This window comes from Pseudoramibacter porci (genome assembly GCF_009696145.1).
GTDB classification, from domain to species: Bacteria; Bacillota; Clostridia; order Eubacteriales; family Eubacteriaceae; genus Pseudoramibacter; species Pseudoramibacter porci.
Genome location: NZ_VUMO01000009.1, coordinates 1 through 19,300, shown reverse-complemented (window position 1 = coordinate 19,300; position 19,300 = coordinate 1). Strand labels below are relative to the sequence as shown.

Below are 19,300 nucleotides of genomic sequence, written 5' to 3'. Positions count from 1 at the left end.
GAACAATTCTTAAAAAAATCATCAAACCCGCGGCGTTTATGAAATGAAATGTTTTTCTTAATCTTATCCTAAGATTGTAACGGCCCAAGTTTCCAGAATGACGCCTGGCCATCGGTCTGAAGGTAGCCAGCCATTTCTGACAGCTTCGCCGCACTGACCGGGAACAACCCCTCTTCTGTGGAAATCGGCTGGTAAATCATATTGTCGTCCTGGGTCCCGGCGCAGATTTTGAACAATTCAATGAGGACTTGCTCAATTTCCGCCGTCGTGCCGGCAATACGCGGCAGCATTTTCTGCATAATGGTCGTATCGATCGCCTTTTCCGGAACCATCAAGCCGTATTCCGCGTTGTAGTACAAGAAGAAGCAGATTTCATCGCGCACCCGGAAACCGATCTGCGCCTGAGCGCGTTTGAGGATTTCGTTGATGACATTAAGCAGGGTGACCATGTCCGTGATGGTCTTCCTGTGATTTTGAATTTGTGCGAGGGAGGTGATGTCCCGTTCAAAGAACGTACTCTTGAGCGCAATGGGCTGGAAGGCTTCGGGCGGCTCCGCCGTCAAAGTCAAATCGGGCGATGTCATTTCGATAACCGCTGCCTGTTCGATCAGCCGCGGGGTGATGCCGTCCACGCCGCTGTCACTGCTGATGGTGCCGACAATGATCAAATTCTGCGGCAGGTAGAGATCGCCGTAATACGCCCGGGCTTCGTCGTCTCTGGCGAGGAGCTCTTCGCTTAAAATTGGATCGGTCACCAATTTGCCCCCCGCAGCCCGACGGGTGTTCATGATCGAGAGGATTTCAGAGAAATACTTTTCGATCGGCGCTGCGCACATTTCATCGAGGAGAAGGAAGTACGGCTTGTCCGGATTTTCCACGGCTGCCGCCACGAAATCGATCATCGCGCCGGGAATAAAATGCCCGTCCGCGTCGGCGTACCCCAAGAGTCCGTCGGCGTTCTGCCAGCTGGGGCGCACCGGAATCATTTTGAAACGGCCGTTCTGGTCGTTCGCCCCCACCGCTTGGGCAAAGCCTCTGATAAAAGCCGCCTTGCCAAGGCCGGCGACACCGGTGACCAGCGGCATCGATCCGGATTTGATACTCAAGAACAAATCGGCGACCTCATCCTGGTTGCACATGCCGCCTGATGCATTGATGAACTGCACAATGCGGCGCATTAAACCGACAATGTCCGCCGGCGGATCCTGAAGGACTTCTTCAAAATGAAGATCGTGGCGATGGCGCGGTTCGGCCTCAATTTGTTTTTCGGCTTCTTTTTCGGAGCGCATTAAAATTTTCTGAACCTTGAGCTGGGCTTTGATCATCGATTTCTGAAAAGCGAGCAGATCTTCTTTAGTCAGTCCGCCGGTATTGACCACCTGAACGGCCGTCTGCGGCGCCGGCTGATAATCCCTTCGATACATGGGCTGCCACGGTGGCGCAGCGGTTTCACGCTTGCGGGCGACAGCTGCAGCCATGGCCTCAGAAATCGTCGCTTCCGACGCCACTTCTTCTTCCGGCTCATCATCGGCCTGAGGCGCCGCGTCTGCTTCTTCCGTCTCTGTCTTTTCGCCGCCTGCTTCTTCTGCAGCAGGGGTTTCATCTGATTTTTCTGCGTCTGGGACTGCTTCGATTTCGTCGTCCAAATCATCTAAATCGTCCAGATCATCTAAATCGTCCAGATCGTCCAAATCGTCCAGATCCTCTAATTCGTCCAAATCGTCGTCAGGTTCAAGGGGTGCCGCGCTTTCCGATGTACGGGCGGCGTCGCGCGCCTTCGGTTCCTGAGCCGGTTCTGACGGATTGGCTGCTTCTTCCGCCGCGAGTGCTTCCTCTGCGGGTGCTTCCGCCGGCACGGCAATGACCTCCGGTTTTTCGTCGCCGATGATACAGCGGTGCAGGTAGTGATTGTACACGTCGAGCATCTCGGCCAGATCCGCTTCGAGAATCTTTTCCCCCGGCACGACGCCGGCGTATTCCCGGTAACAGATGATCCCGCCGACAAATCGCGCGTCCGGCAGATCAATATCCGCCGTTTTTGTGCTGAAGGTCCCGGGATGGACCATCGCGCGGATTTCCGCGACTTTCGGCGGCAGCGCTTCCGCGACCAATTCGTCGACCGCTTCATCCGGATCCAGCATGGGATCCAGATCGCCGTTCTTCACGATTTCTGCGCGGATGGGCTTAAACCCGAGGGACAGTGCCAGATACAGCTTCTTGCTGTCTTTGCTCAACAAATATTTGACGCCGACCCCCGTATTGGCAAAGCGCGTGATCTGCTTGTCGACGATTTCGATCCACGGAATATCCGCCCAATCGTCCTCGCCCGCGAAGCCGTAAATGCGGTAGCGTTTTTCGTCAAAGCCCTTCAGCCCTTCGATGCTGCCCGGAATCCCGTCGGTGATCACATCCTTGAAGGAGTAGCGGAAATCCCTGTGGTAATAATCCGCGTATTGTTCCACCCAGTCCGACAAGCTTTCCTGAAGCGACGGCCCGTCGAGGCGGCTGAAGTAATAGTCGATTTTCTGTTCGAGGAGGCTGACGATCAGATTGCGGTCGTCCATCGTCATTTCGTCCATCAAATCCTGATCGATGCCAAAATAGAAATGCTCGTCCTCCTGGACTGTCGACAAAAGCTTTTGATCTGCCAGAAGCAGATAGGGCCCGTCCATCAGGAAATCCAAGATGGCATCCAGTTTGACGTTGGCGATGCCTTCGAGATTTCGTTCGGATTTCGGATCGGGCTGTTTGCCGTCCTCGATGCGCTTCTTATAGAATTTCTGGACATTGGCCGAAACCACAAAGACGTCGCTGCGCCAGCGATTATCAATGTTTTCAAAATAGCTCTTCAAAAATACCAAATCGTAGGAATCGGTAAAATGGGACAGCGACTTGCCGGGCCCGAGCAAATCGAACAGCGTCTGCTTGCGTGTCAGGCCTTGATCTGAAGGCAGAATCAATTTGGCCGCAAATTCGTTTTCGCTGAGCTTTTCAATAGACAGGTAAGGGCGCTTTTTCTGTTTTTCCTGTGTCATGTCCCCATCGAAAAATTCCTCGTACTGGGGAAACATGCTGTAAAATTTCCGGCTCAGCGCCTTGCTCCATTCCAGACGATAGCCGCCGACGCCGTCACTGCTTTCGAGATAAGACGGATATTCCCGCCCTTCAAACAATACCATGACGCGTTTTTCCCGGCCTTCTGCGCTGAAAAAGTCGATGAGCGCGTCGGGCAGGTCGACCGCCCCGTCGCTGAACATTGCCGGTGTCGACAGACATTTGACCTGGTATTCGTTGAGCCGCTCCCACAATTCACCAAGGTCCTCTGTGGCATCGCTCACCTCAACCTCATCTGGGATTGCGCCGCCGGCCGCCCGGATCTGTTCCGAAAAGGACATGCCCGGCTGCTGTTCCAAGGTTTTGCTTGTCTCCTCTTGCGCTTGCGCTTTCGCCTTTTCGGCCTCTGCGAGCTGCCTGGCCGCTTCCTGGGCGGCCATTGTGTCGATGCGGTCCAATTCGATGGCGGCCGCTCTTTCCCGTTCGGCCCGCGCCGCCGCTGCATCCTGAACCGCCGGTTTTTCAGCCGGTGCGGCCGCCTGCGGGGCTTTCGGTATTTCTTCGATGACCGCGTCTTCAACTTCCGGCTCCGGCGGGTTAACCGGCGCCGATTTTGGGGAAACCTCGGCAGCCTGAGGCGCTTCCAGTTTTTCCGCCGGCTGCGGCCGGCTCGCTGCCCCTGCGCCTTCAGGTCTGCTCTGAGGCTTCGGCGGTTCCGGCGCCCCGCTCAAAATTTCGTCCGCCGTATGACCGGAGGCCAGCGTGGTGCCGGTGTTGGCAAAAATCGAACGCCGTGTCTGAACCGGCGGCAAATCGGCCTCCGGTGTTTCCACTTTGGGCAAAGCGTGACCGGTCACTTCTTCTGCCGTATGGCCTGATGCCAGTGTCGTGCCGGAGCGTCTCACCCGTGCCTGGCGCGTGGTGTGTCGGCTGGTCGGCGTCGTCGCAATCCGGGCTTCACCGCCATCGACCGGATGGGGAATGCTCGTGTGGCTGCTGCCGCTTAAATGTCCCGGTCTCGGCGAGACCTGATCGGCCGTGTGACCGGACGCAAGTACGGTCCCCCCTGTCCGTCTTTTCTGCTGCCGTTTTTCTCTGACCTTGGCTTCCAGCTGTTTTTTTATTTCTGCGTATTTGTCTGCGTTTTCCGCGCCCTCTGGCTTGGCTGCTCGAGCCAGTGCCTCCATGATTTCGCGTTGTGATGCCATTTTATCCTCCCCGGCGCCGTGATTTAACTTGCGCCGTTTTCACTCATGATGTTTTATTATTATAACACAGGATTTGACAATAAAAAACAGCCTCCAGCCATGCTGGAAGCTGTTGCGCAAAATCGATTTGAATTAAAGATTTTCTTTGAAGAATGCTTCGAGTTCTGCAACTGCGTCTGCTTCGTCTGCCCCTTCAGCCTGTACCGTGATTTCGTCGCCATTTCTTGCGCCGAGTCCCATAACAGAAAGCATGCTCTTGCCGTTTGCCTGTTTGTCACCTTTGACCAATGTGATTTCTGAAGCGTACGGCTGTGTTTTTTTGACCAAAATGCCTGCCGGGCGTGCGTGAATACCTGCTGGGTCCGTAATGGTGTACGTAAATTCTTTCATTTGTATGAACTCCTTCAATTTTTCAAATCTGTATTTAAGGTTATTTTATCATTTTTAGACTTAAAATCAACCGGAAAAAAGGGTATTATTTTTCCAAACCCGATTCTTCTGCCGGAAGCGGCTTTTTCAAAATACCGAGCAGTGCCATCGTGATCACTGAACCGATCAGCAGTGCCAAGAGGTACAGCGGCCAATGCCCGACAACCGGGAAGACGAAGATGCCGCCGTGGGGTGCGCGCAGAGTGCAGTTAAAGACCATAGACAGCGCACCAGCAACCGCCGAGCCGACGACGCAGCTTGGGATGACGTGTCCCGGATCAGAAGCGGCGAATGGAATGGCCCCTTCAGTGATGAAGGATAATCCCATGACGTAGCAGGAAATACCGGACTGACGTTCGCGTTTGGTAAAGCGATTCTTGAAAATCGTCGTCGCCAGCGCGATCCCCAGCGGCGGAACCATCCCGCCGATCATCACCGCGGCCATGATGTCGTAATTACCGGAGGCCAGCATCCCGGTCCCGAACAGGTAGGCCGCTTTGTTGAACGGGCCGCCCATATCGATGGCCATCATGCCGCCGACAACGAGGCCAAGGACCGCTTTCGAACCGTTGCCCATGCTTTCCAGTGCATTGTACAGCAGCTGATTCAGCGCTGACAGCGGCCAGTTGATGAACACCATGATGATGCCGATCAATAACACCCCGACAAAGGGATAGATGAGCATGGGTTTGATCCCTTCGAGGGATTCAGGCATGTGGCTGCACAGTTTCTTCAGCCCCAGGACCAGATACCCGGCGATGAAACCCGCTGCCATCGCGCCGAGGAACCCGGCTGAAACGAGAGAGAGCTTTGGATCAAGACCTGAATACAAAAATGCCAGCTTGCCTTTGTAGAAACCGATGCGGATCCCTTCTTTAGCCAGCCAGCCGCCGACAAAACCGACAGCCAGACCTGGGCGGTCCGCAATACTCATCGCGATGAACCCGGCGAGCACCGGCAGCATGAATGCAAATGCGCCGTTCCCAACCTGGTTGAAGAACGCGGCGACCGGCGTGCCCGTCCCGAAGGATGAGCCGATGTTCCCGGCGTCGATCAAGAAGGACAGCGCCATCATGATCCCGCCGCCAATGACGAATGGCAGCATGTGGGAAACACCGTTCATCAGATCTTTGTAAATCTTGCGCCCGACCGATTCTTCTTCGCCGCCTTCGTCGTCAGACGCGGCCGCGCCGTCAGCCGCATGGTAAACCGCGCCTTTTTGTGCGAGCGCGTCGTTGATTAACTGTTCCGGTTTGTTGATGCCGTCTGCCACTTTGGTGATCAAAACGTGCTTCCCGTCAAAGCGGTCCATTTCAACTTTTTTGTCCGCTGCGACGATGATGCCTTTGGCACCTTCAATTTCTTCCGGGGTGAGCTTGTTTTTAATCCCGCCGGAGCCGTTGGTTTCAACTTTGATCGTGTAACCCATCTTCTTGGCTTTTTCTTCGAGGGATTCCGCCGCCATGTAGGTGTGGGCAATCCCTGTCGGACATGCCGTAACGGCTAACAGATCGTAGCCGGACGATTCAGGTTTTTCGTCTGCTGCTTGTGCTTCCGGAATATCGAGTTCTTCATCGCCGAATTTTTCCGTTTCCTTTGCGTCGATGATTTTCAAAAATTCATCTTTGTCTTCACAATCGATGAGTGATTTTCTGAAATCTTCATCCATGAGCATCATCGACAATCTGGACAACATTTCCAGATGGGTGTTGTCTGCGTTGTTCGGCACAGCAATCGCAAAGATCAAATTGGCGGGCTGGCCGTCCATCGATTCAAATTCAGTTCCGTCTTTGCAGACCATACACGCCAGACCTGCGCGGTCAACCGCTGCTGTCTTGCCGTGGGGAATCGCAATCCCTTCGCCGATGCCGGTCGTGCCTTCCTGTTCACGTTTGGTCAGCGCCGCTTCATAGCCTTCGGGATCGTTAAGATTCCCGGTCGCCGTCATCAGCTTCACCATATTGGAGATGGTTTCCGCTTTCGTGCCCGATGGGCCATTCAGCTCAATCCCTTCCTTCTTGAGCAAATCCGTAATTCTCATATTTCCCTCCTGCGAAAATAATTGTGAATGATATTATGAAAATAAATATTAAATACCAAATGAATTGACTTCAGCCAGTACTTTTTCAACATCTTCTGCTGTGGCCAAGGCGTCGGAGAAGGCCGAGGCGGAGCCAGTCGCCACGCCCATTTTGAAAGCCGCCTTCAAATCGCCGTCATTTTGGTGATAACCTGTGATAAATCCGGCCACCATGGAATCGCCCGCGCCGACCGAGTTTTTAACCTGGCCTTTCGGCGCCGGGCTCTGAATGATTTCGCCGTTTTCCGCAACGAGAATCGCGCCGTCCCCCGCCATCGAGATCAGCACATTGCGTGCGCCCTTATCCTGCAGTTTCTTCGCGTAGGTGATGATGTCTTCGTTCGTTTCGAGCTTGACGCCGAACATGTCGCCCAATTCGTGATTATTCGGCTTGATCAAAAATGGATGATAAGGCAATACGTTGAGTAAGAGATCCTTGGTGGCGTCGACCACAATTTCGATCCCACGCCCTTCAAGTCTCGCCATGATGCGTTCGTAAATATCCCCCGGCATGCTGGCTGGAATGCTGCCAGCCAGTACCAGCGTATCGCCAGCTTTCAGCTGATCCAATTTTTCGTACAGCTTTTCTAAGTCGGCTTCGGCAATCACCGGACCCATCCCGTTGATTTCACTCTCTTCGTCGCTTCTGAGCTTAACATTAATGCGGCTCATGCCATTGTCAATCTTAATGAAATCCGTCGCGACGCCTTGTTCGGCGAGCATACCCTGGATTTTATCTCCGGTAAAACCGGCAGTAAAGCCGAGAGCGACTGCCTTCATCCCCAGATGTCCGAGCACGATCGCAACATTGACCCCTTTGCCGCCGGGATAAAGCAGTTCCGCGTGGGTCCGGTTCACCTGCCCCAATTTGAAGTGGTCCACGCTGACGATATAGTCGAGCGACGGATTAAACGTAACGGTATAAATCATACATCAGCCTCCAAAATTTTAACTCTTTGTTTGTATCGTTTATCGATTAATTGATCGGTGATGATCACCGCATTCGATAATTTGCCGAAAGTCACCGGTGTGATGTGGTTGAATTTCGAATGATCCGCTAAAACGTAGGTTTTCAGGCACCGGTTGAACGCATCTCGTTTAACCTCAGACTCTTCGATGTCGGGCGTGGTGTAGCCGAGATTGTAGTCAACGCCGTTTGCGCCGAAAAACCCCGCCGTAAACTGGTACTTCCTGAGGGAATTGATCGCGCCGCTGCCGACAATGGCTTCCGTCTCCGACCGCAGCCGGCCTTCCAAAACGTAGACAGTGCAGCCGTTATGCATCAGAATTTCAGCCTGAATGAGACCGTTCGTCACGTAGATCGCGCCTGTTTTCGACGGCCCGATGATCGCCCGCGCCAACGCCTCTGTGGTGGTCCCGGCGTCGATGTAGACAAAATCGTCCGTTTCAATAAGACCGGCCGCCTTTTTGCCAATCGCCGCCTTTTCCTGCTTAAATTGCGTGCGTTTCATTCCGATTTCGCTTTCGCGGGTCGAAAATAGATTGCCAATCCGAGCTGTCGCACCGCCGTGAACCTTGTTGATCAGGCCTTCCGCATCCATCGAACTAAGATCCCTTCGGACTGTCGATTCTGAAATGTGGAGCAGATCGCTTAACTCAGCAACCGTCACCGAGCCCTTTTCCTTGATATTTTGTAAAATAATCGCTTGTCTTTCTTCTGTCAACATGGTGGTCACTCAACTTTCGATTTTCAATCTCTTTACCGGTAGTATACTCCGCTTTTCTTCCAAAGTCAATCATTTTAATTCATATCTAGTCAAAAATAATCATTATTTGTTATAAAATAAGCACCTCCAGGATTCTGAAGGTGCTAAAAAAACTTCTGCCTTATTACCGAAACGAACGCACTGTCGTTTTAATTATCCCGCGGCAAATCAATATACGTTTCGGCCTTTCCCGTTTCAGCGTCGATCACGTCGACCTTTTGTTTGTCTTTTGTATAATAATTGACGCAGATTTTGTTGCCGTAAGCGGACTGGCAAGGGATTTTTACCGATTCAAAGGAATACAGCTTTTTAAAATTACTGCCGTCGCTGTCGAGACGCCACACGCTGTATTGATCCAAATGATCGCCTTTTCCGCGGCCGGTTGCCTCTTCATCATCGGTCAGTAAATAATAATACTTGCCGCTCTTGTCGTGATTGAGCTGCTCGTAGCCAAAAACACTATCCGGCTGACGGATATCTATCGTCTTGCCTGTCTTTAAATCCTTGACATGAATTTGTCTGTCTAACCAATACACGACGTGATTCTGATCTGTATAGACGACCCGCGGCTCTTTGGCGCCTCTGTTGTTGGCATAGAGGCCGTCCGAAAAGCTCACAATGTCTTCCGAATTGTCTCCGTTTAAGTCGGTGCGGACGTATTCTCTCTGGCTGTGTTTAATGTAATAGATATGGCCATTGTCGATGCTGACCGAGTTGTAATACACGTCTGAACCGACGACAGTTTTTTTATGACTGCCGTCAAGCTTGATTGACATGAGGCTGCCGGGTTCAAGATCATCGATTAAATCGTAGTTTGTCACCACAAAAAAAATTCGCCCGCGGTACACGCCCATCCAATTGATAGCTTTGGACGCATCGGAATCTTCGTACACCGTTTCTTCCTGCTTACTTTCAGGATTAAGCTTGAAAATGCCACATCCGCCATCTTCTAAATCACATTCGTAATAAAGACAGCCATTATAAAAGTTGAGGAATTGGCCATAATTATTCTGCAGTTTCTCTGTCTTTCTGCCGTTAGAGCGGTAAATCGCGTTGTCAGACGTGTAATAGAGCCATTTTCCAGATTTAGCGGTATGGCCGCCAGTGACACAGATGTCCGTGTAGCTGAACTCAAGGTTGCTGTTGGTGTTGCCAGCGTTTTCTTTCTGATTTTGACGCGCATCCTGATAAACCGCCGCTTGTTCGATGTTTTTTCGATTCCGAACTCGTCGAAAAACGAAAAAACCCAAAATGGCCACCGCAGCTGCCGCAATGAGTACAACAGTTAAAATCGTCGTTTTCTGCTTGTCTTTGTCTGGGCGCGTATTTGTATGCCAATTTGGGTCTTGAGAATAATGGTCCTCGTCTGAGCCTGGGGATAATAAATCCTCGGTTTCTTCGTAATCTTTCATGATTCACCTCTATTTTTTTATATGATATTACTTGCTAAGCGCAAACGCCTCCGTCTTGGGGGTTAACTGATCTGAATGTACGGCTGCATTCTTGAAAAATAACAATCCGACTCTTTTTGTTTTGGGTGTGTAAGTCCTCTGTGACTGCGTTTTCTTCGTTCACGCGTCCGTTCCCTTCAGACATTCAATTATTCATCCGCCGCCAGTGTCTTTGCCGTACCATTTGAGCTAATCGATTTGATCGTCCCGTCGTTTTCCATGACGAAAACGCCGTCGTTATTTACGCTGACAAATCCCACGCCGTTTTCACTCGTGTAGAGCTTTGTCGCATCGCCGCCATCCGCATCGAGGCGCCACAGCGTATAAGAGAGTCCGTTTGCTGAAGACGAATAGCCATCGTAGTCATAATCATCCTCGCTGTTATCTTCATCGTAAATTTCATCATCGCTATCGTAATTGTCGCTTTCATCACTGCTGTCATAGTCATCGTCTGTGTCGTAACTGCTCGTTTCAGGGTCTACATAGCTGATCACATAAACGTATTTGCCATTCGGGTCTTTGCCCAAATTGTAAGTGTGAGTCCAATCATCTGATTGAAATACCACCTTGTCTTTTGTTTTTAAATTATAATCGATGTATGTATTCAAAAAAGCGGTAAAATAAACATGCTGATTGTCAACGTAAAAAGAGGGCATCGTATCCGATCCGTTATTATTCAAATTTTTGACGTCAAGTGTCAACTGATCATCCCCGCCGCTTAAATTCACGTCGCGGATCACAAAATTTTTCGCATCGAAATAATAGATCCGATCGCCGTCGATGCTGACCTCGCCGCTGGTATTTTGAACAGACAAAACTTTCTTTTGATTGCCGCCGTCTAAATCCATCGCCGTCACACGGGTGGTCGGTCCGAAGCTGCTGCCGCCTTCCTGCCAGTCGTCCCCCTCAGCAGCCTCTAACTGAACCACATAAACCTTGTCCTTGTAGACCATGACTTTTGAAATATTATTGTCCGAGGTGCTGTAGATTTTTTTGTCGTTTTCAGCGTCGAGATCCATGCGCTCGACAGTCTGTTCATCATCGTCGGTTTCCAAAACGTAAAATTTATTTTTATAGACGTTTAAGCTGGAATACACGTCGTCTGATAATCGCTTGACCTTGCTGCCATCCGTTCGGAAAAGGCCATTTTCTGTACTGTAGTACGTCCAATCTCCGGCGTGAACCATTCTGCCGCCTGCCGCATAGGCAGAATCCAACGATGTTCCGGAATAAATCAAATTGCCGTTGGTATTTCCGGCGCGGTCGGCACCGGACACGCCGCCGTTCCCGGAATTTCCGAAAAACTTGCGGCTGCTCTTACGGCTATCATTGTTTGAAAGACTTTCCGCTTTTTTTCGGTTGATCTCAGCCTTCTTGTCATCGCCTTTTTGATCGTACACGTCCGCGATTTGATTGTAACTTTCGCTGGTCTCCTGCCGCTGATTCGCCGTTTCAAAATATTTCAGCGCCTGATCGTAATGACCATTGTCATAATACATTTTCCCCATTTTAATATAAGGTCCGGGATTCTTCTTTTCAATCTGAGCCGCGTCCTCAAAAGCGAGCTTCGCCTGAGCAAATTTCCCGTCGTCCATGTATTTTTCCGCCAGATCGAGCTTCTTTTCGTATTGGGCGTGCGCGTAAGTCTTGTAGCCGAACACGCCGATGACTGCGATCGCCGCCGCCAGCACGACCAAACAGATCTTCATCCGCGTCGTCCACACCCTTTTGGGTTTTTTGATCGGTTTTTGTGGCGGAGTCGGCTCCTTCTCTTGTGGTGACGTTAAATCTTCTGTGACTTCGTAATCTTCGATCATCTTTTTCTCCCGTTTTACCTTCATCTACAATTTCTCTGTTTTTTCCTCGATGTCATCCGAGATGTCCTCATTGTCTTCTACACTTTTCTGCCTGATGGCCGCGTCAAGCAGCTGCGGCGTGATGCCGTACTGTTCAGCGATGCCTTCGTAGGCGTCTTCGCTGGTCAATTCCTCCGACGCGATCATCCGTTCGTGTCTGAATTTTCGGTCAAACTCATCAGCTGAAATATCGTAACGCGTGTTCAAATACTTTTTGAGAAAAACAGCCGCAGCCACGATGACGGCCGCACCGATCACGACAAGCACCAATCCAATTACCACAGGTTACAACCATCCTTTCTCTTGAAGCTCTTCGTACCGGCTTTCCAGCACCGCAATTTCCGAATCCGTCGACGCCGCATCGCCCGCTTTATGCATCATGGTCCGGTAATTACTTGCGAAGGCCGCGTAATTCCGCTGATCCGGATCCCGATGCTCTTCCTCTTCCAAAATGAGAAAGCAGCGCTGCATGTACCCTGTATAATCGTCCGGGTAGGCTGCAGTCATCTGATCGAGCGTCGCATCCGCCTGGCTGTATCGGCCGGCCTTCTGATAACAAATGGCCAGATTGCGGTAGGTTTGCACCGAAGAGAAGCCGCTTTCTATAAGCTGGCGGTACTGGGCGATCGCCTTTTGATAATAGGCCGCACCGCCGTTTTCCGCCGCATAATAATAAGCTTCTCCCAATTTTTCTCGGATCGGAATATTGTTGGCAAAGGCGTCCTCACTTTGCGCTGTCTCCAACATCTGGATCTCATCGTCAAAACTTTTCCGCTTCCGGTAAAGATCGGCGAGAGATAAAATGGCCCGCTGTTTCAGGGCGTGATCCTTCGTTTCGCTGATCACCTGTTTGTAATCGCTGACCGCATCCGATTGATATCCCTGCCTTTCGCTGATCTGCCCCGAAAGGTAATCGGCGCCGTCGGTGTTATTCCCATCCCGCCGCATTTTCTGAATCACCTGCTGTGCTTTTTCGTATCGCCCCTGGGCGCAATACGTCAGCCCGAGAACAAGGTGTTCCTCCAGCGACGGCTCCAGATCATCTGCCTTTTTCAGATTGTATTCGGCCCGGTCGTAGTCGCCGTTTTCGTAGTACGCATTGCCGAGGAGATAGTACAGCTCGGCGCTGTCGCGCATGGCCGGCTTACTGCTGAATAATTCCTCGATGCCCTGAATCACTTTAGTATACGCGCCGTTCGCCGTGTAGGTTTCGTACAGACCTTGGTAGCCTGCGGGCTCTGATTTTTTCAGCTTAATCGCCTGCTGATAACAATGCTTCGCTTTTTTTAGATTGCTGTCTGCCATATAGGTTTCACCTTGGCTGATCAGCGAATCGTAAGTTCGGCTGCGCGCCGTATGCATTTGAAAAGCGCCGGCAGACATTAAAACCGCTCCGGCCGCAAACATCGCGATAATCCCGTACCATCTCGACTTTCGCTTGCGCTCTTCGTTCAAGACCGCCTGATTGTACAAATCTTTCTGAAGGATGTCTGCGTAAATATCGCTGAATTTCTGATACCGGCGGTCTGGATTAAAGCTGATGCAGTTCTGGAGGATAAAACGAATGACCGGCGACTGCACCGCCTCAAGCTTGCGTTTCATCATGATAATCGGCGCTTCGTCATTCGCTTTGATTTCAAGCGGCCGCTCGCCCAGCACGAGAAAATAAAAGGTCGCGCCGTACCCGAATACATCCGTCCGAAAATCGTTGGGCTCGCCGCGAAGGCGCTCCGGAGCCGTGTAATACCGGGAGCCGAACAGCCCTCGGCTGCCTGCAGCGCGGTGCTCTAAATTTTGCGCCACGCCAAAATCAATCAGCTTGGCCTTGCCATTCTCCTGGATCATGATGTTGTCCGGCTTGACGTCGAGATGAAGAAAGCCCTGGCTGTGGACGTCGTCCATGATTTGCGCCACGTTCTGCATCCACAACAGCACCGTCTCTTCCGGCACTTTCCCGTTTTCTTTCACGATGATCTGAAAAGACTTGCCTCGGACGTATTCCTGAACGATAAAAAACGCATTGTCGTTCTGTTTAATCTCGATAATGTGCGGGACTCCGGGATTATCCAGCTTCCTTAGGGCTTCGACCTCGTCAAAGGCATTGAGTTTGGCGTGATCGCCCTTGTGAATGATTTTAACCGCCCGCTGAAGCCTGAGCTGATCATTGCTAACGACGAGATAAACCTCGCCCATGCCGCCTCTTCCGATGGGCGCGACAACCCGGTAACGGTTTTGGAAAAGCGCATTGATCTCCGCTTTGGCTTCCCGCAGCCGATTTTGTTCATCATTCATCTTCGAACCGATACCTTCTGACGCCAATCGTCAAAACATCGCCGTTTTTAATTTTGGCTTTTGCTCCCGGCGCCTTCTGGATACCGTTAAGCTTAAATCCGTTTTTCGAATTTAAATCCTCGGCAAAAAATGTCTCGTTTTCCCGGGTAATGGCCAAATGCTGGCGGCTGATTCCTCGATCTTCAATCACATAGTCGACCTTTTCGGCTTCCCGGCCGAGGATAAACGGCGTCTTTGTGATCATGAAGGTGTCTCGGCCATCGAGCCAGGCCATGACTTTGACCGGAAAAGGCGAATCGCCGCCGTTGTAATTGATCGGAATCGTCGCGCTGTTGGCCTCTGCCTTCGGCGCATCGGCAAGAATGGTCGTCCTCCCTTCCTCGTCCGCCGCAGCAGCGTCCCCGCTTTTTTCTCCAACAGAATCGCCGTCCATATCAACCGTCATCGCCACGTCGCCAATGGTCACACTATCGCCGTCCATGATGGCGTAGTAGGTATCTGCCGCGATTTTTTCACCTTCGATGCGCGTCCCCTTGACCGACCCCAAATCGCAAATCACAACTTGGCCCTGCTCAACGTTGATCACGCAATGCCGCGCACCCACAGACGGATCGTCCAAAACGGCTGAAGCCTGGCGTCTGTCGCGTCCAATCACAGCCGGAAACCGAGTCAACATCAAATCATTCTGCCGTCCGCTTTCTGAACGCAAGGCGATCGTTCTCCGAGATTGAGGCGCCGGATGTGGCATTCCTGCTTCAGGTTGAACCGGGCGGGGCTGCGGTGCTAGATGAGGCTGATTTGAAAACTGCGGCTGAATCCCGGATATTTCCAAACTAAACGGCGAAACTTTCTGGCCGTTTTTGACCATTTGCCGAATCACCAGCGTGTAAATCAAACCAAAAAGGCTGATCACAAGCGCCAAGATCAACCCCGAGCCAACATGAAAGAAGTGGACTTGGGCAATGCCCGATAATCCCACGGTGCCCAGACTGCTGCCGAGTGCCTGTTGAACCTGCTGATTTAAACCGATACAGGCCAGCAGCGCGTAAATGGACATCGCCGCCGTGACAATGAGTCCGCACAAAATCATTTTTGTAAACTGATCTACATCTTTTTTCGCCAGCAAGAAATAACACGCGATGCCATACATGACCGGTTCGATGTAAATCAAAAGCGATACGGCAAACATCACGGACAGGTTGAACGGACCAAGGGCATTGATCAAATCCGATAGATTGACGTTAAGCGCCTGGGCTAACGTCGAGGTCCCGTTGATCAGCGTTTTAATGGTGTAGGGCAGTGTCAATCCCGATCCCAGCGACCCGCCGCCAACGAATGCGACTTTTATACGCATCCAGGGCAGCGCCGTCGCGATCAGCGCCAAGCCCGCGAGCACCGCGTAAAAGATTACTCTTTTGTCAGTTTTCTGATTCATCTCGTCATCCTTGTTGTTAATCCCCTGTGGGCACATCCTTATTTTTGCACCGTAAAAGCTGTTTCAAAAAAGGCGACGACATCTCCCGGATGAATGGGGCGTTCTTCCTGCGCATTTAGCTGGACGCCATTCACATAGGTGCCGTTGGTCGAGCCTTCGTCTCTGATCAATAAATAAGGCTGGCGGTCGTCCCTCAGAACGGTAGCGTGCTGACGGCTGATTCCTCTGTATTTCATCACGTGATCACAGGTTCTGCCCCGTCCAATGGTAAATGGCGTTTTGTTAATTTCAAAACCGGGAACCGTCGGATCTTTGGAAATGAAATGGCCGTACACCGGCGCCGCCTGTCCCGACTGGCTCAAGTGAATCTCATCCGGGTCGACCGTTCTAACCCGTCTGTTGGCCAATACGCTTCCTGCCTGTTCTTCAGGCGCGTCGATCTGGGGCGACGCCGGTGCATCGTCGTGTGCTTCATTTTCCACTGCACCTTCCCAATTTTCAACCGATGGCTCGGCTTCAGAGACCGGTTCAACCTCCACAACCGGTTCCGATTCAACACGTGCCGCATCATCTGTGGTATCGATTCCAGCGATCTGCTTGACCCATGCCACCTTTTGCGAAAGCTTTTCAATCAGTGCCTGAGCCTGAGCGTCATCGCCTGTCGCCATCATGGCACGGTAGTCTTCCTCCAGCGCTTCGACCTCGCCCTGGGCGAACAATGTCGTCATCGACGCAAAGGTAAAGGTCTTGGTCCCGATCCCAATCTTGTCCCCGTTTTGAAGTGTTCGCGCCGCGCCGGGATCCATACGTTCCCCATTGACGTCCACGCCGCCGAGGCCCTTTTGATCGATAATCTGCCACTCGCCTTGATCCAAGACGATACAGCAGTGAATCGGTGCAATTTCTTCGCCTTCTATGGTCAGCTGGCACAGATTTTCAAAGCTGCCAATATTAAAAGGTGACGTCTCAATACTGATTTCCTGTCCTTCGCATTCCAAAACCGCTGGTACCATCATTTTTTTACTCATCATCAATTCCCCCATTCTAAATTTTTATTTAAAATTATCGTCGATCCCGTTTCACACGGTACAAAACCAGAACACTGGCAACCGCCAGAACTGCGATGTAGACGATTAATATCTTCCAGTCGAAAAACAGACGCGGCGCTTTTGCCGCGTAGGCACTTTCCGCCTTGTGGGGAAAATGCATGCCTGTCTTGTGATATTTTTTCTGAATTTTAAGTGTCAGTCCGTTAAGCCGGGCGATGCGGCCCATCGCCTCCATGCCCCATTTGCTGATCATGACATTGGCCATTTTCTTGGAAAAGCCCTTCAGTTCGAACAAGACACCGCTGAAAATCAGCTGGCAAATGACAACAAGGGGCGCCAGCAGATTCGCCGTCTCGTTTTTCTTCACAAGGCAGGAAATAAAAATGCCGGTCACATCCGCTGCGTACATGATCAGGAAAAGGCTGATCGTGTATTCCGGCAGGGTGCTTGAAAAATAAATTCCTTTCGTCGGGAAGTCGATGTGCTGCCAATAATAGGCCATGAAAATGGCGGTCTGCACGGCACACACCACCCCCTGCCAAAATACCTGAGCCAAAACGTAGGACCAGAGATTCATGCCGGTGAGGTACTCGTGTTTGACAATGTCCCGTTCCTGACAAATGATCGTCAGCGCATTGAACATCCCGATGTAAATGCTCGCGCTGACAATTGTGAACAGCGCGGATTTCGTGCCCTCGTAAGTGTCAAAAAAGATTCCGTGGGTCACGTAGACGATCAAAATAGCAATCACGATCGGGAAACACAGGGTAATCCATATTTTAGATTTTTCGACCCAAAACAGCTCGACATCTCTGTGAAACAGCGTGCCCAGCTGGGCAAAAAAGCCCGGGGTTTTTCTATTCTTAAACATGATTACCTCTCCCTGAAATACTGACTGCGGTAATATCTGGCGTAAGTTTCAACATTTTTTTCGACTTTATCGTAAGCGTCGACCAAATCAGTCACGTCGAAAAACGACAATGCCTGATCGGGTGATCCGTAAAAGCAAGCCCGACCGCCTGGGCCCATAAATAAGATTTTGTCAAACGCCTCGATATTTTTCAAGGTATGGGTGATGACAATCAGCGTCTTACCGTGGCGATGCGCCAAATTTTGAAGCGCAAGCACGAGCAGTTTTTCGGTTTTGGGATCCAGCCCCGATGTCGGCTCGTCGAGAAATAAAAGCTTCGGGTCAGAGATCAATTCGCTGGCGATGCTCACCCGCTTGCGCTCACCGCCGGAGAGTTCCCGGATGCGGCTGCCCCACTTGGCCGATGTGATGTCCAGCGCGCCGAGGCAGGCCTCTATTTTTTGTCGGCGCTCCTGCTGGGTCACGTCGCCGTTTAGTCGGAGGGCAGCCACATATTCGAGGGTTTTCATCACCGTTAAATTGGGGCGGATCAGATCCATCTGCGGCACGTAGCCAATTAAACTTTTTTCGGCGGAGGTGTTAAAATCCTGACCGTTGATTTCAACGGTGCCACCCGTCGCTTTTTCGTAGCCGATCACACAATTGACAAAGGTGGATTTGCCCGCACCGGATGTGCCGAGAACCGCAACCAATTCCGACGACGTAAATTCCACGTTGACGTGGTCCAAAATGGTTTTCTCTTTTTTATGAAAACCGCTTTGTCTTGGATCCCGAACCTGAACCACCCGGCACAATTCGTGCACCGTCAGCTTTTCTCCCGATTGGGGTGCCAGATAAATGAGCAGCCCCGACGTGTAAATGAGGGTGACTCTGCCCAAAACGAGCACATCGTTGTCTTTCAGCACGACGTCGTTTCGCACCGGGTGATGGTCGAGCAACGCCGGATGTTTTTTAGCAGTGTTGCGGTAAACAATCCCGCCATTTTGGCGGCGGAATATCCCTTGAACCTGCGCGACAGAAAAACTGTCCAGCACAATATCGCAGGACGGCGCTCTGCCGACAGTCACCTCGCCGCGATCGAGCAGCCCATGGAGGGCAACCCTTTCCCACTGCTGATTACTGTAATCCCCCAGCAGAAAAATCATCAGCACGCCTTCGCCCTTGTACATTTTCATAAAAGACGCATCTCCGCCGATGTAAAGAATCGTACCGTTCTTCAATCGGTACGCATGCGTGTCGTGTGCGGTGCGCCGGCCGTCGATAAAAATGCCGTTTTGGCTTCCGCGATCCTGATAATACCATCGGCCACCTTTGTCAAAAATACAGCCGTGGTCCCGCGAAACAAACTGCGACGTCAGCGCAATGTCAGGACGCTGTGAATCGTCTTGTTTCGAAGAGAAGCGGCCAATCGTGTTGTCGCTTTTCTTCAAAGTGACGATATCGATTTTTTTTGCGTTGTCCTGTAAAATCAAAAGACTTGCTGTTGAGCCCTCGAAATCCATGGGTTTCCTTTCTCTTTCGCTTTTTGTACAGTCAAATCATCAGACGATTTATCTTTTCTGAATACTATCTTAATTTTACCACTTAAAGCCTTCAAAGTCATTCCCTTTTATACAGCGCCCATCAATTATTTGATGCGCCAATAGCGTCCGATTTCCCACTTATATGTATAGCGCACATTGGCAAAAAGACAACTTTTCAGATGAATAAAATGTCTCCCCATAAAAACCTGCTAACAAAAGTCAAGCGTAAAATAAAAATAATTTAATGCTGATTTCCTGCATCACAAAAAGACCGGACGTGAACCCGATCTGAAAAGAAATATTTGTTTGAACCGCGATCAGCAGC

The 19,300-nt window shown here is 51.2% G+C and carries 13 protein-coding genes; all 13 read right to left on the bottom strand.

Annotated features, from left to right (window positions below; genetic code table 11):
- Nucleotides 1–68: 68 nt before the first annotated feature.
- The 13 genes from FYJ52_RS07250 to FYJ52_RS07190 all read right to left on the bottom strand — a co-directional run bounded on the left by FYJ52_RS07250 (nt 69) and on the right by FYJ52_RS07190 (nt 18,954).
- Complete coding sequence (locus FYJ52_RS07250) at nt 69–4,262, bottom strand: MrcB family domain-containing protein (RefSeq protein ID WP_154576567.1); 4,194 nt, start codon at nt 4,260–4,262, stop codon at nt 69–71.
- A 132-nt stretch (nt 4,263–4,394) separates the two neighbouring features.
- Nucleotides 4,395–4,652, bottom strand: coding sequence for an HPr family phosphocarrier protein (locus tag FYJ52_RS07245; protein WP_154576566.1), 258 nt, complete (start codon nt 4,650–4,652; stop codon nt 4,395–4,397).
- 85 nt (nt 4,653–4,737) lie between these two features.
- The gene (locus FYJ52_RS07240; RefSeq protein ID WP_154576565.1) at nt 4,738–6,732 is read right to left on the bottom strand and encodes a PTS fructose transporter subunit IIABC; all 1,995 of its coding nucleotides are present in this window, start codon (nt 6,730–6,732) and stop codon (nt 4,738–4,740) included.
- 48 nt (nt 6,733–6,780) lie between these two features.
- Nucleotides 6,781–7,701 carry a 1-phosphofructokinase gene (gene pfkB / locus FYJ52_RS07235; RefSeq protein ID WP_154576564.1) on the bottom strand — a complete coding sequence of 307 codons (921 nt, stop codon included), beginning with the start codon at nt 7,699–7,701 and terminating at the stop codon, nt 6,781–6,783.
- Nucleotides 7,698–8,459, bottom strand: a complete 762-nt coding sequence (locus tag FYJ52_RS07230) for a DeoR/GlpR family DNA-binding transcription regulator (RefSeq protein ID WP_154576563.1) — start codon at nt 8,457–8,459, stop codon at nt 7,698–7,700. Before FYJ52_RS07230 ends, pfkB begins: the two co-directional genes overlap by 4 nt.
- Before the next feature lie 188 nt (nt 8,460–8,647).
- A complete protein-coding gene (locus tag FYJ52_RS07225; RefSeq protein WP_154576562.1) occupies nt 8,648–9,910 on the bottom strand; it encodes a DUF5050 domain-containing protein in 1,263 nt (420 codons plus the stop codon).
- A 188-nt stretch (nt 9,911–10,098) separates the two neighbouring features.
- On the bottom strand, nt 10,099–11,766 hold the full coding sequence (locus tag FYJ52_RS07220) for a DUF5050 domain-containing protein (RefSeq protein WP_205960804.1): 1,668 nt from the start codon (nt 11,764–11,766) through the stop codon (nt 10,099–10,101).
- Nucleotides 11,767–11,790: 24 nt separating this feature from the next.
- Nucleotides 11,791–12,087 (bottom strand): hypothetical protein, encoded by a 297-nt coding sequence (locus FYJ52_RS07215; protein WP_154576560.1) that lies wholly within the window; start codon nt 12,085–12,087, stop codon nt 11,791–11,793.
- A 3-nt stretch (nt 12,088–12,090) separates the two neighbouring features.
- Entirely contained in the window at nt 12,091–14,097 is a 2,007-nt protein-coding gene (locus tag FYJ52_RS07210; RefSeq protein ID WP_154576559.1) for a serine/threonine-protein kinase, read from the bottom strand.
- A complete protein-coding gene (locus FYJ52_RS07205; RefSeq protein ID WP_205960803.1) occupies nt 14,090–15,532 on the bottom strand; it encodes an FHA domain-containing protein in 1,443 nt (480 codons plus the stop codon). Before FYJ52_RS07205 ends, FYJ52_RS07210 begins: the two co-directional genes overlap by 8 nt.
- A 38-nt stretch (nt 15,533–15,570) precedes the next feature.
- Nucleotides 15,571–16,563 (bottom strand): FHA domain-containing protein, encoded by a 993-nt coding sequence (locus FYJ52_RS07200; RefSeq protein ID WP_205960802.1) that lies wholly within the window; start codon nt 16,561–16,563, stop codon nt 15,571–15,573.
- Nucleotides 16,564–16,594: 31 nt separating this feature from the next.
- Nucleotides 16,595–17,452, bottom strand: coding sequence for an ABC transporter permease (locus FYJ52_RS07195; RefSeq protein WP_154576556.1), 858 nt, complete (start codon nt 17,450–17,452; stop codon nt 16,595–16,597).
- A gap of 2 nt (nt 17,453–17,454) precedes the next feature.
- Entirely contained in the window at nt 17,455–18,954 is a 1,500-nt protein-coding gene (locus tag FYJ52_RS07190) for an ATP-binding cassette domain-containing protein (protein ID WP_154576555.1), read from the bottom strand.
- Nucleotides 18,955–19,300: the final 346 nt, after the last annotated feature.